The 14,188-nt window shown below is 45.9% G+C and carries 13 protein-coding genes; 5 read left to right on the top strand and 8 right to left on the bottom strand.

Annotation, left to right across the window (positions count from 1 at the left end; all coding sequences use genetic code 11):
* Positions 1-79: 79 nt before the first annotated feature.
* The 8 genes from INF28_RS06860 to INF28_RS06825 all read right to left on the bottom strand — a co-directional run bounded on the left by INF28_RS06860 (position 80) and on the right by INF28_RS06825 (position 6,103).
* A complete protein-coding gene (locus tag INF28_RS06860) occupies positions 80-970 on the bottom strand; it encodes a radical SAM mobile pair protein B (RefSeq protein ID WP_226392724.1) in 891 nt (296 codons plus the stop codon).
* Positions 971-990: 20 nt separating this feature from the next.
* Complete coding sequence (locus INF28_RS06855; protein ID WP_264175716.1) at positions 991-2,214, bottom strand: MATE family efflux transporter; 1,224 nt, start codon at positions 2,212-2,214, stop codon at positions 991-993.
* Between the two features lie 41 nt (positions 2,215-2,255).
* Positions 2,256-2,393, bottom strand: a complete 138-nt coding sequence (locus INF28_RS06850; RefSeq protein WP_226392723.1) for a hypothetical protein — start codon at positions 2,391-2,393, stop codon at positions 2,256-2,258.
* The gene (locus tag INF28_RS06845; protein ID WP_226392722.1) at positions 2,390-2,968 is read right to left on the bottom strand and encodes a TetR/AcrR family transcriptional regulator; all 579 of its coding nucleotides are present in this window, start codon (positions 2,966-2,968) and stop codon (positions 2,390-2,392) included. The genes INF28_RS06850 and INF28_RS06845 overlap by 4 nt, the downstream gene beginning before the upstream one ends.
* A 124-nt stretch (positions 2,969-3,092) precedes the next feature.
* Positions 3,093-3,341, bottom strand: coding sequence for a hypothetical protein (locus tag INF28_RS06840; RefSeq protein WP_226392721.1), 249 nt, complete (start codon positions 3,339-3,341; stop codon positions 3,093-3,095).
* 99 nt (positions 3,342-3,440) lie between these two features.
* On the bottom strand, positions 3,441-3,929 hold the full coding sequence (locus tag INF28_RS06835) for a GNAT family N-acetyltransferase (RefSeq protein ID WP_226392720.1): 489 nt from the start codon (positions 3,927-3,929) through the stop codon (positions 3,441-3,443).
* Complete coding sequence (locus INF28_RS06830; protein WP_226392719.1) at positions 3,919-5,403, bottom strand: amino acid adenylation domain-containing protein; 1,485 nt, start codon at positions 5,401-5,403, stop codon at positions 3,919-3,921. Before INF28_RS06830 ends, INF28_RS06835 begins: the two co-directional genes overlap by 11 nt.
* Before the next feature lie 25 nt (positions 5,404-5,428).
* Complete coding sequence (locus INF28_RS06825; RefSeq protein WP_226392718.1) at positions 5,429-6,103, bottom strand: alpha/beta hydrolase; 675 nt, start codon at positions 6,101-6,103, stop codon at positions 5,429-5,431.
* A gap of 449 nt (positions 6,104-6,552) precedes the next feature.
* Between INF28_RS06825 and INF28_RS06820 the strand changes: the two genes are divergently transcribed.
* The 5 genes from INF28_RS06820 to INF28_RS06800 all read left to right on the top strand — a co-directional run bounded on the left by INF28_RS06820 (position 6,553) and on the right by INF28_RS06800 (position 13,959).
* Positions 6,553-8,418, top strand: a complete 1,866-nt coding sequence (locus tag INF28_RS06820; protein ID WP_226392717.1) for a TerB N-terminal domain-containing protein — start codon at positions 6,553-6,555, stop codon at positions 8,416-8,418.
* Positions 8,415-9,746 (top strand): ATP-binding protein, encoded by a 1,332-nt coding sequence (locus INF28_RS06815; protein WP_226392716.1) that lies wholly within the window; start codon positions 8,415-8,417, stop codon positions 9,744-9,746. The genes INF28_RS06820 and INF28_RS06815 overlap by 4 nt, the downstream gene beginning before the upstream one ends.
* Entirely contained in the window at positions 9,743-11,974 is a 2,232-nt protein-coding gene (locus INF28_RS06810; protein ID WP_226392715.1) for a DEAD/DEAH box helicase, read from the top strand. Before INF28_RS06815 ends, INF28_RS06810 begins: the two co-directional genes overlap by 4 nt.
* A gap of 93 nt (positions 11,975-12,067) precedes the next feature.
* Entirely contained in the window at positions 12,068-12,466 is a 399-nt protein-coding gene (locus INF28_RS06805; RefSeq protein WP_226392714.1) for a winged helix-turn-helix transcriptional regulator, read from the top strand.
* Between the two features lie 434 nt (positions 12,467-12,900).
* A complete protein-coding gene (locus INF28_RS06800; RefSeq protein ID WP_226392713.1) occupies positions 12,901-13,959 on the top strand; it encodes a DMT family transporter in 1,059 nt (352 codons plus the stop codon).
* The last annotated feature ends 229 nt before the right edge of the window (positions 13,960-14,188 follow it).

The raw sequence follows: 14,188 nt of genomic DNA, 5'->3' as shown, positions 1-14,188 counted from the left end.
CAAAAACAGCGCAGTTACTTTAGTTCTTACGATTGCGTCAATATACAATTACATACTGGTAACTGAGTAAGAAGCATAATCATTTTGTTTGCTTCTTCTTTGCCGATGGGATGATCTCCTCGTGAAAAAAGTAGTTGACCACGATGGGCGGAGCATCAAAAGGCCGCTTGATGGAGTCGTCGTTCCGGACATACATAAGTCCCTCTTCGTTACAAAATTGACGCATTTCTTTATCCAGCCTGGCCCAATAACTGCGGTCGCCCTCCTGATAGATTGCCCGATACAGTGGCATCAGGTCAGGATGCTTCTCGTCAATGTAGTCGAGGATGGTTTTCTTGTATCCGCCTCGAAGGTTTAGGTTCTCCAACCATACCAGATTGCACTGATTTTTAGCTCTGCGTATGATAGAGGGTATGTCGGTAATACCTGGAAAAATCGGGGAGATAAAGCAAGTGGTGCGTACTCCTGCATCGTGAAAGGTCTTCATTGCGGTCAGTCTCCGCTCAATGCTCACCGCATTGTCCATCTCCTCCCGGAAGGACTCATCCAGCGTATTAATAGACCAGGATACACGTGCATTGGGGAATTTTTTGATTAAATCCAAGTCCCGCACTACCAAATCGGATTTGGTAGCGATGCTCAAGCTGCACCCGCTGCCTTGCATCTGTTCCAATAAAGTACGAGTGCGTCTGCAAGTTTCCTCTAAAGGCTGGTATGGGTCAGTAACTGAGCCAATAAACAACTCTTTGCCTGCATATTTCTTCGGATTTTTGATCTCCGGCCAGTGCTTCACATCTACAAAGTCACCCCACGGTTCTGGATGGTTGGAGAACCGTTTCATAAACGAGGCATAACAATATTTACAGTCATGGGCACAGCCGGTATAGGGATTGACCGAATAGTCTGCAACGGGAAGATTGGATTTTGTCAATACACTTTTTACTTCTATCTCTTTTACTATTGGTTTCATACTTTACATATCCTTTGATTTTACATATTTTTACCATGTGTGTAAGTGGATTGTTTGCCGCAATCCTGCTGATTTTTTAGGGACGATATCCTGCGCCAGAATGGGATAAACAAGATTACCGCCACTGCCATCGCGCCAAAGTCGGCGATGGGCGTAGCCCACACAATGCCGTTGACCCCCGCTAGGGCATTCATCACAAACATAAACGGGATGTCCAGTCCGCCTTTTCGAAGCAGGGAAAGGATAGCGGGCTCCAGTTTCTTTCCCACAGACTGGAAAGCAGTAATGGCCAGCATGGTCACGGAAATGCATGGTCCTGTAATACAAATAATCCGCTGGAACATCTGACCAAAACGAACTGTCTCTGCATCGTCAATAAAGGCACGAACTATCGGTCCTGCACAGGTAAACAGAAACACTGTTCCAACAATAGCGACAGCTAAACTAATCAGAAAGCTGGTCTGGATAGCGGCTTTCATCCGCCGATAATTTTGAGCGGAATAATTATAACCAATGAGCGGCAGTACGCCCTGAGACATACCGGTTGCAATCGCAAAGGATAACATATCAACCTTTTTTGCCACGCCAATCCCAGCCACCGCAGCGTTGGAATACCCCGCCATCAGCTTGTTGATGGTGATGTTAGAAAGTACGCCCATCAGATTCATCAGGCAGCTGGGCAGCCCTACCAGAAGCACTTCACGTGCAATGCGATGCCTCCATGTATAAAGTGTAAGGTTAAAGGAAATGTCCGTCGATTGGCGTTTGCAAAAAATCAACAACATAAAGTATATGGTAGCAATAACATTGGATAGCATCGTAGCGATTGCCGCACCAGCAATGTTAAATCCCAGTAAAAAAATAAAGATTGGATCCAAGATGATGTTTAGCACCCCACCCATCGCCACGCCAAAACTCGCCTGAGCCGAATTTCCCTCTGCCCGTACCAAGTGGGCCAGCTCCTGATTGAGTACGGTTGGTACAGCACCGACGGTGATGGTCCAAAAGATGTACTGACTGCAAAATTCATATGTAGCATCATCTGCGCCTGCCCAAGGGAGCAACACCGGCTGAAGCAGCGCAAGCAGAAGTCCATAAGCCAGAGAAATACCAACGGAGGTCCAAATACTGAAAACCGCCGTCTGTTTCGCTTTCTGATGATTGCCAACCCCCAAGCTACGGGACATAAGGCTGGATGCACCGATGCCAAACAGATTGGCCAGCCCCGTTAAAAAGATAAACATGGGCATACACAGCGAAACTGCGGCCACCTGGTTTGGGTCGCCTATCTGCCCGATAAAAAGGTGTCTGCCATGTTGTATACTACGGTGATCAGCTGGCTGATTACAGTGGGAATCACAAGCGAGATGACAGCCTTGCCGACAGGAGCATCCTGAAATAAAACTTGTTCTTTCGTTTTCATTCTGTCATCCCTCCGATACGATGTAGACTATCTGCAATGGATTGAATAGCGATACAGTAGCTCTCGTCTTTATCGACGGGAAAATGGGAAAATCCCCCAGCATGTTCGTGAAAGGCAAACCCCACCATCATTCCTCGCAAAACCCGCTGCCAGTGGAACTGCTGAACTTCGCTCAGGCCATAGCCGGCAAGTACCTGCATCACCGGTCTTACAATTTTTCCGGCCCCTTGTTCCAGCATCCGATTGTTCCATTTTGGAAATCCCATTATCACCCTATACAGCTGATAATGCTCCCTGGCGAAGGCGCGAAACGCTTCCGCCAAAGCAAAGAGCGCCTCATCTCCTGTTTTACCTTTGACTGCCCTTTCCTCGGCCTCTGTTAATTGAGTGATAGCAACAAATCCTACGGCTTCCAGCAGCATATCTAAGTTTTTCACATGATTATATAAAGAAGCCGTCTTTACGTTCAGCCGTTTTGCCAGTTTTCCCATAGAAAACTGCGAAATCCCTTTTTCTTCAATCAGAGCCACCGCCGCCTGTACGACACGCTCTTTTCCAAGTCCTTGTCTCGGCATATCACCATCTCCAAAACTAATATCATTAGTAAAATTATAAACTAATAGATTTAGTTTGTCAAGATGCCGCCGATTAGTCGGGAAATTTAATTTCAGGGAGACTTTCCTCGAAGCCTGCATATTATCACTGCTGTTCGGCTGAATTTACCGTATACTCTTTCTTGGCACCGTAAACACCGAATATCCGCCAATTTCCAGGGCCAAGTCGATCAAATATCGCTTTTTGCTCCACTGTACATAAGGCAGGATCGGTCTCGACAGATGTCATCAGGAGAGGAGCATAGCAGTTATACATTGCCTGCTCGAAGGTATAGCCGCGTGTATTCACATACACATCTCCCGTAAAAATAACATGGTTGATATAATCGATCAAAACAATCTCACCCGGAAGATGGCTGCCTTGACCTTCGTATACCTCAAAATGCAGGTCTCCAAAGTTAAAAAAGCCGATTTGAACCAGCGGTTCCTTTTGTCAAATGGTGAAATTCTGTATTTTTCCATCCGACAGCTTCATCATATCATGCATGTCAACAAAGCCAATCTTTTGATACAGTGTTCTGCCTGCATCTGACGTCTCCAGATAAATTTTGGTTATCTTATGCTTTATCGCCTGGCTAACCAGCCATTTTACCACTGTTTTCCCAACGTCATTGCCTCGGAATTTTGGTATAGTATAGATATTCATTAGATATGCGCACTGTCCACTGGGATTATCCGGCGACGGCATTTCCCGGTAGAGACACATTCCGCCGCAGCCGACAATTTCTGTACCGATGTAAGCAAAACAGGCGATATGACTTCCTGCCGGTATTGCCTCTTGATAATAGCATCGGTTTTCCTGTTCCAGTTCTTTCATGGGCTGATCCTCCGGAATGGAAAATACTTCGTGCAACACTTCTATGCGCCATTTCATTAAGAGTTCTATGTCGGTAAGGTCAGCTTGACGTATCTCAATTTTCATTATAACGCCCCGCTTTCATTACAACTGGTAATTTTGACACATCCGGTTTTCCATTGACATTTAAAGGGATGTGTGGCATCTCCACAAAAAATTCAGGAATCATAAAGGAAGTCAGATTCTCTGACAACTCTTTTTTTACTTCAGAAACTTTCAGTTTATCGCCAGAGGGAACAACATAGGCTGTCATATAAGAAAGACCTTCTTCATCAGTGAATGCCCGGACAATTGCTTGCTGAACGTTCCTGCACTGATAGAGACGAGACTCCACCTCTGATACTTCCACCCGTTTACCGTAGATCATGACCTGATTATCCTTGCGGTGCAGAAAGGCAATGTTTCCATCTGGCAGAATGTATCCCATATCCCCGCTGCGATACATTATAATGCCGTTTTGCTGCTTTTCAAAGGCTTTGTTTTCCTCATCATGGTCGCCTATATATCCTGCAGACACACCATCTCCATAAATGCAGATTTCTCCGATCTCACCATCGGTTAATTCTTTTCCACATTGGTCTAAAATACGGATTTTGGCACCTTTGACCGGACGACCGATGGGGTATGTGCCATCTTCCAAAACCGTTCCCCCATTACAGCGGTAATAGGATGCACACACCGTTGTCTCGGAAGGGCCATAGGTGTTATAAACTTCTGCTTGGCCGAGCAGATGATCCACATAGACCCCGCGAAGCACATCGCCGCCGCTGATAAGAAGCCGCAGGGATGAGGGGATTTTCATCAGGTGGTTCATTTCCGCAAGTAGATACGGAAAGCCGCTGATAATAGTCACATGATGTTTCTCTACAAAATCCATAAGAGAATATGTACTTGCCTTATCTTCATCCGATGGGATAGCAAGAGCGGCGCCGTTTAAAAGGCTCGTAAATACTTCCTCGACAAAGATATCAAAAGAGCAAACAGAATATTGCAGCATAACATCATCCGGCCCGGGGTGAAACTCATTAGCGAATGCACGAACATAATGACATACATTCCGATTTGTCACGCACACGCCCTTCGGACGTCCTGTTGTACCGGAAGTATAAAGCACATAGGCGGGTCGCTCCGGATCAGCAATGGCATTCCGCTTCCATGCGAGAGTCTCCGCACCGCAAATTTCGCAATCTGTATATCGTAGTGGAAAACCATCCAACTTATGCGTGAATGCATGCTCAGTCAGGATAAAATCCACTTTAGCTTCCTCCATCATGCTATGGATTCTTCCAGTAGGGAAATCCGGCTCTGCCGGAACATATCTTGCACCACATTTTAGCACTGCAAGAATAGATGCAATCATTTCCGCACGATGGCGCATGACAATGCCGATACTGTGAATTTCTTTCGGGAAACTGCACGCAATCATATCAACCATATCAGAAAGTTCGCCAAATGTCATAGTTCGTCCATTTTCAATGATCGCAGGTTGATTTGTATAAGCTGCAACTATATTTTGAAAAAATGAATAAATGGTATCCATTGTTATTTCCCTCCATGTTGTTTATTTATCTGCTTAAAATCCATGCAATACCGGCGGCAGTTCGCTCAACTGTATTTTTATAATGATTGCCGGGATTCAGATGAAATATTGTGTCAATTCCTTGTCTGCTATAAAACGTCTTGATTTCTTTGGTATTCTCCTGCACTTCTTTTAGGTACGGATTCCGTGTTTTACACTCTTTGTCTCCTAAAGAAAAATACATGTGATCCGGTTTTCGTTTCATATCATGAGAGAAAATATATTCCCTGATCCCCGGAAACCACAGGGACCCAGACATACTGGCAAATCGCGAAAACACATCTGTCTGATAGAGAGAGTAGACCGCAAACAAACCGGCCAGAGAGTATCCTGCCAAACCACGCCATAAAGGGCATCCCTTGATTTCTTTTTCTGCTTCCGGCATAATTTCCCGGGTCAAAAACAGCAGGTAATCATCTGCACCTCCGGTGCACGGCGTGTCATCCTTTGAAATAGGTGGAATATCCCAAGGCGCCATATCATGATCCCAGTTAAGGTTGCTAATAGCTACAAGTGTAAAATCAGGACAGCCCATGTCCTGCAAAGCCTGAGCTACCCGCTCTCCTTCATTCGCAAATGTATTGAGATAGATTACAGGCATATCGGGTAGCGTGCCGGGAAAAACCGAAATGTTTTTATTTCCCACTACAAATGAAGTCATCCTTTTCCCTCTTTTCTTTTAATGATATATGATATAAATATTATACTATATCCATAAAAAAATCAAGTACGCAGAATATTCATACATAGTATGAAACAACTGACTTAGTCTGAAAACTGGATAAATTGACATGGATTAAATAAAGACATGTGGCATTGCAGAATTTTATCAATATCCGGAAATGAGAAAAAGAAACAACCTTTTCCTTAAATTACTCTATTATAGATAATTCACACTAAAACCTCAATATCAAATATTATATAGAGTACACGACAGTATACTTTTTATACTATATCAGATTATTCTGTGTACTTGATTTTTTTCATGGATATGGTATAATATTTATACAATGTCTTATCGAACGAAAGATGACACAGCAATGTTTTTTATTTCCATGGGGTTTTAAATATCATTGTCTCATCATCACTTTCATGTAAGGGGGTGTCACTTTGGAACTGTCAGAGTTAACGGCATATGCTGCAGAAAAATTTCATGTTCAGGAACAGCATAAATGGGCCGATTTTCCCGGCTTTTCAGTTCTGGCTGACCCCGGTACAGGAAAGTGGATCGCCCTTCTTATGCGCCAGTGGGATTCCGATTCAGGAAAGGAAATACAAAGATGCGATATCAAATGCGGTCAGAATATCCTTTCCGAACTGTCAGAGCCTTACCTCTCACTTCCTTTTCGCATGGAGGGTAGAATGTGGGTAGGGATTATATTTAACGACAGAACGAAGCCGGATGTCATCTTCCGGCTCTTTGACCGAGCAGTCTATTCCGGCGAAGAACGGGGATATACCATTGTTCTTGATGAAACGGCCGCAAATCATACGGACATATATCAGGACACCGCACTGCCCTTTGTTGGCAAGCGATCTGCTGCGGCAGAGCTTAAAATTCCTGATAAGATTCGTGAGATGTTGAGGCTGTACGAGTATAATGACGGTTCTTTTGCGCAAAAGTGCCGGAACTTTCACCGACAGGGCAAGTTCATGGAGGATTACGAGGATGATGCGCCATGGACGGGAGAGTATAAACACTATTTTCCGACCTACCACGATTTGAATATCAAGCAGCTTCGTGGATACTTTGCCTGGCGTACCGGTGTCAGAAAAGGGAACTTTTCCCCGATTGCCACTTCACTTGCCTATTTGTACTTGTATGAACTGCTTAATGGGATCGGGACAAGCTCCCCGGAGGACAGCCTTAAGAAGATGCGGGAATTTGAGACTGGCTTTCTTGACTCCGGGATCGGAGATCTTAGCATGCGCAAAAACCTGCATCGCTGGATGCTGGAATATGCGGTGATCCACAATGTGCCCGCGGCATTGGTTCGCAAATATGTCGACTCCGCTGTGATGGAAAAGGACCTCTCTCTTTCGATTCTCAGAGAGCCGAAAAAATTTACGGATGAAGAGGTCTTTTCCGCTCTTTGCACCTTTGCCGGAAAAAAACTGGAACAGTCGCCTGTTGTTAAAAAAGACGACGCGCCGGGCAAGCATTTATTTGCCTTAGTTTGGCGTTATGCGTCGGAAAACTCCCGGAATGGCGCGGATATTTTCACGCTGTGTTTTGGGGAACAGAAATCCTTTCCGTGGCGTCCCCTTGCCAATGCTGTATATTGGGAGGAACATCCTCATCCGGATACCGATTATGTACTGGATATGTGCAGAACGTATCATTGCCGCGGCGGTGTGTGGCGGGAAGAACGATATGACAGTCTGTATTTTGATAGAAAGAGGTTTCATGCCTTCCTCCATGAGACAGATCGGCGGCTGCGGAAACACTTGAAAATTGGCCATTATCTCCGTGATAATCCCGATGAGGCATGGGCAGCGCCCTATGTGGAACAGGTGTTGGCAGCCGAGCGGCAAGCGGAGATCGAAGCCGCAAGGCAGAAGATCACAATTGACCTCTCCGGTCTGAACCAAATACGTCAGGATGCACTCATCACAAGGGACAGTCTCTTGATAGAGGATGAGATAGACGTGAAAGCTTGGGATAACCTGGAACAAAAACAGACAGAAGAACCCACCAAGCCGATTGAGCAGAATGAAACAAAATCTATATGCAGTCCGATTGCGTCGCTGGATGTACTTCATACACAGATCCTTAGAGCTATTCTACAAGATGAACCAATAGAAAAGTATATGAGAGACAATCATCTGATGCCCTCTGTCGTGGCTGATACAATCAATGCAGCTCTGTTTGATGAGATTGGAGATAACGTCCTTGCATGCGATGGCAATGCCATCACCATTGTGGAGGATTACAGAGAAGATATCCTGCAAATACTTGGAGGTAACAATAAATGAATGAAAATAATAAAAAAGTACCAAAGCGAATCTCACAAACTATACTAAATTCCCTGAAGGGAGGCGTGGTTCCACGAATCGGGCTTCCCTATATCACGGTAGGAAGAAAAAACGAGATTGAGGCACTGCTTCATGACATAGACATCATTGCCGATGGCGGAGCGTCGTTCCGATTTATCGTAGGTAGATATGGCTCCGGAAAGAGTTTTCTGATCCAGACGATCCGCAACTATTGTATGGACAAAGGGTTTATTGTCGCTGACGCAGATCTTTCGCCGGAACGGCGTCTGCAGGGAACACGCGGGCAGGGACTCGCTACGTACCGTGAACTGATCAGCAACCTATCCACCAAAACCAAGCCGGAGGGCGGCGCTCTGACGCTGGTGCTTGACAGATGGATCAACGGCGTACAGACAGAGGCTGTGCAAAAGACCGGTCTTGAACCCGGTGATCCCGCGCTGACAAAAGCTGTGGATCAAAATATCTATGCCGTTACCTCCGCAGTCAGCGAGCTGGTGCACGGCTTTGAATTTGCAAAACTCCTTTCGATCTATTACCACGCTTATGTGGACGGTGATGATGAGATGAAAGCTAAAGTTGTCCGTTGGTTCCGTGGTGAATATGCCCTAAAACGTGAGGCAAAAGAGGAGCTTGGCGTCAATATTATCATCACGGATGACGACTGGTACGATTACCTGAAGATCTTTGCTGTATTTTTCCGATTAGCGGGGTACGCAGGTATGATGATCATGATTGATGAACTTGTTAATCTCTATAAGATACCGAATGCGATTACCAGGCAGTACAATTACGAAAAACTGCTGACCATGTATAACGATACCTTGCAGGGGAAAGCCAGATATCTCGGCATTATCATGGGCGCGACACCCCAGGCGATCGAGGATAAGCGGCGTGGAGTATACAGCTATGAGGCCCTCCGTTCCCGTCTTGCAGAAGGAAAGTTCTCAAAGCCCGGCGCAAGGGATCTTCTGGCGCCTGTCATACATCTGGAGCCGCTGACGCCGGAGGAAATGCTGGTGCTCTGTGAAAAGCTGTCCGGTATGCACGCCGATCTCTACAGCTATCAAAAGAAGCTCGGTACCGATGACCTTGTACACTTTATCAAACTGGAATACGGCCGGATCGGCGCTGACCAGAACATCACTCCCCGTGAGGTGATTAGGGACTTTATCGAGCTTCTGGACTTGCTATATCAGAATCCGGTCATGACGATGCAAGACCTTTTGCAGTCGGATGACTTCACCTATGCAAAATCAGAGGCGGTTTCCAACGAGACAGATAAAAACTATGTGGAGTTTACGATATGAACGTTTTTATAAGATATGCCCCATTTATTCAGGATTACATTTACCGCTCCGGCTGGCAGGCACTGCGGGGCGTGCAGAATGCCGCCGGTGACGCTATATTCGGTACAGATGACAATGTTCTTATCACCGCCTCCACGGCATCTGGCAAGACGGAAGCAGCGTTTTTCCCCATACTGACCTTGATGGACGAGGATCCGCCCCACAGCGTGGGCGTACTGTATATCGCGCCTTTGAAGGCGCTTATCAACGACCAATTCGGAAGATTGAATGAATTGTGCGAAGAAGCCGGTATCCCCGTGACACGTTGGCACGGGGATGCGCCGCAATCACAGAAACGAAATCTGCTTCGAAAACCTGCCGGTATTTTGCAGATTACACCCGAATCACTGGAATCGCTGATGATCAACAAACATATGGAGATACCATCGTTATTCGGTGATCTGCGGTTTATTGTTATCGATGAGATTCATTCCCTGCTGCGCGGCGACCGCGGGATGCAGACCTTCTGCCTGATTGAGCGGATGTGTCGGCTGGCGGGATGTAATCCCAGAAGGATTGGTCTTTCCGCAACCATCGGCAGCCCTGAAGCAGCGGGACGCTTTCTCGCTGCAGGCAGCGGCCGCCGCACCGTCATTCCCCGGTTTGACGGCGGCAGGGAAGTCTGGCGGCTATCCATGGAGCATTTTTACAACACAGCGCCTCAGGCAGACGAAGGAAAGCTGGCAGTGCCTGAAACACCCATTCTGGAATTGCCGACCGATACTGCACCGAAGGCGGCCGATCCGGGTGTTGGCTATATTTTTGAACACACCAGAGGCAAGAAATGTCTGATCTTTACCAACTCCCGTGAGGAGTGCGAGGCGGTCTGCCAGAGCCTGCGGCAGTATTGTGAAGCAAACCACGAGCCGGAGAGGTTCCTTATTCACCACGGCAACCTTTCTGCCTCTTATCGAGAAAGCGCAGAGGAAGAGATGAAGGATGATGATTCCCTCATGTCCGTTTGCGCCACCGCAACGCTGGAGCTTGGCATTGACATCGGCAGACTGGAACGGGCGTTCCAGATCGATGCGCCCTTTACGGTGTCAGGTTTTTTACAGCGCATGGGCAGGACGGGCAGGCGCGGCGATCCGTCCGAAATGTGGTTCGTCATGCGGGAAAATCACCCTGAACCGCGGGCTATGATGCCGGACATGATTCCATGGTATTTGATCCAGGGCATCGCCCTGGTGCAGCTATATATTGAGGAGCGCTTTGTTGAGCCACCGCGCATGGGTAGGCTGCCATACAGCCTTCTCTACCATCAGACCATGAGTACACTGGCATCCTGTGGGGAGATGACTCCCCAAGAGCTGGCATCCCGTGTGCTTACACTCTCCTGCTTTCACCGTGTCTCACAGGAAGATTACCGTATTTTGCTGCGTCACCTGCTGGCAATGGATCACATCAGCCGTACGGAAAACGGCGGCCTGATAGTCGGGCTTACCGGGGAGCGGATAGTAAACAACTACAAGTTTTATGCAGTATTTCAGGAGAATGTCGAGTACTCGGTGCGCTCAGGCCCGGAGGAGCTGGGTACTATTGTAAAGCCGCCCCCTGTTGGGGATAAGATCGCCATTGCCGGGCGGGTCTGGCTGGTGGAAGAGGTGGACCATAAAAAGCGGGATGTCTACTGCACCCTGGTAAAGGGGAATATCCCTGCTTATTTCGGCGATGTGGCGGGGGATATCCACACTCGTATCCTGGAGCGGATGTACGGTGTTTTAAACGAGCAGAAAAGCTATCCGTATCTCATGCGGCACGCGGTGTGCCGGTTGCAGGATGCACGGGATACCTTCCAAAAATCCGGTATGCAAGACCACCCGTTAGTGCACCTGGGTGGAAATATGTGGGCGCTGTTTCCCTGGCTTGGCAGTTATGCCTTTCTTGCGTTGGAACGTTTTTTGAAGATCCGCTGCGGAAAGCAACTGGGACTGAAAGGGCTGAACTCCTCCAGACCTTACTATATGCAATTTACTATGAAAGTCAGCGAGGAAGAATTTTATCGGATCACGGCAAACGAAGCAGCAAAGGAATTTGATCCGCTGGAGCTTGTCCATCCCAAAGAGGTTCCGGCTTTTGAAAAATATGACGAATATGTCCCGGAAGAGCTGATCCGAAAGGGATTTGCACTGGGCGTGCTGGATATTGACGGTATGAGGCAAAGGGTACTTGATTGGTCGAAGAATTGAATTGTAATTTTACCCCAATTGCCACTGTTTCATTGTTTATCCGTATGAATATCCGATTTTGGAGACTTATTTCTGTGTTATGGAGGTTTTATAATGGATAAGATTATGACATATGAAGAATATTTGCGAGATGTAAAAAAAGGAATTGTGACAGATCTCGGTAACTGTCCTGTTACGCCGTTGCTTCTTATGCTGCAAGGCAAATGGAAAACACAGATTTTATATGAACTGTGTATTCATGATACAGTCCGCTTTAGTACGCTGAAAAAAGAACTGTCCGGTATTACTAATACGATGCTGACTAATTCTCTGCGGGAACTTGAGGCGGACGGCTTTATCAATCGTGTACAGTTTAATGAAATTCCGCCCCATGTGGAGTATTCATTTACCGAGAGAGGACGGGATTTGATGCCGATATTCTATGAAATTATGGTTTGGGGATTCAAGCATGAAAGCGACCAACCGAAAAAGGACCAGCCCAAAAACGACTAAAAAATTTCCGTTTGAGGCTGTGCGGCGATTTGCTGCAGAATACTAAGGAACACAGCCGGATTATCTGTGGATCGGATTATAGTTGTTCCTCTCTTTATAGCTTGCAAGAGCAGATTTAGGCCAAAACAAAGCCCTTAAAATACTTGTTTTATTGCCACTTTGCCCCCTCTGACCTCAGGCGTCCGGGTGCAAATTGATGATGACGGTTTCGGCAAAGATATCTTTATAATCTACAGCGTCTTTGCCGTAACGATAAAATGAATGATTGTTGTTACGTTTCGGGCATGTGGTATGATATAATTTCACTATAAGAAACTCTCTTCCTTTAAGGAGTGCTTTGTCTTTGTAGTGAAACCATTGTACCATAAAGCCTGAAAGGTTTTCAACTTTCGTTTCACTTAACAAAATGTAAAAAATAAAATGGAGCAGTCTTTATGAAAACAAAAAACATTGCCACTATGTTTGCAATATTAGCGGCAGCATTATATGCAATTAACATACCTTTATCAAAATTATTGTTAAATCATGTAGACGCAACTATGATGGCAGCGTTTCTATATTTAGGTGCAGGCATAGGAATGCTGGTATACAGCCTTATCAGTAAGGCGGCGAGAAAAGGGCAAAAGAAAGAACCACTGACAAAAAAAGAACTGCCATATACCATAGCTATGGTTGTGCTGGATATTGCCGCACCGATTCTTTTGATGTTCGGTATCAGCAGAACGAACTCCGCAAATGTATCACTGCTGAATAACTTTGAAATTGTTGCAACGTCTTTAATTGCACTTATTGTTTTTAAGGAAGTTATTTCAAGAAAGCTTTGGGTTGCAATCTTTCTTGTGACAGCAGCCAGCGTAATACTTAGTTTTGAGGGGAACGGTGCATTTGTATTTAACAAAGGTTCTTTATTCGTGCTCGGAGCTTGTGTTTGCTGGGGTTTTGAGAACAACTGTACAAAGATGATCAGTAATAAGAGTTCAGAAGAAATCGTAATCATCAAAGGCTGTTTCTCTGGCTTGGGAAGTTTTATTGTGGCACTCATACTTGGGGAAAATCTGCCTACCTTTAGCTGGATTGCGGCGGTTCTGCTTTTGGGTTTTGTAGCTTACGGACTTAGCATTAACTTTTACATTATGGCGCAAAAGGATTTAGGCGCCGCCAAAACAAGCGCCTATTATTCTATTGCACCATTCTTAGGTGTTGCATTCAGTATGTTACTGGTGGGGGAACGACCGGCTGTTCAGTTTTACATTGGTTTATTGATTATGATTATCAGCACAGCTATTATGGTAAGGGACACGATTTCACTGCAGCATAATCACGAACACGAGCATGCACATACCCATCTGCACAGCCACGGAGACTTGTTGCATACGCATGAACATATACACAAACACAGCCATTTGCATACCCATGAAGACAGTTCCGGCAAACATACGCATACACACAGTAATTTAACGGGACATAATCATGTGCATACCACTGAACAATAAGTCAAAATAATTACTAACAAAATTAATAGAAGACGATTACTTCGGCAGTCGTCTTTTTTGTATAATGAAAACCACGCGATAGTCGCGTGATTCAGACTGTCGAAAAGTCGTTATACCGCAAGCGAGATGATAAAAGCAAAATGCGCTTCCTTTTCATAAACTTTATGTTGTCGTATAAAATGACGCCGGATTCATCGAGAAACCGGCGTCATTGCTTGCTTTTCCCGCA

The organism is Ructibacterium gallinarum (assembly GCF_014982785.1).
Classification (GTDB): Bacteria; Bacillota; Clostridia; order Monoglobales; family Monoglobaceae; genus Ructibacterium; species Ructibacterium gallinarum.
This window is presented reverse-complemented; position numbering and strand designations above follow the sequence as displayed.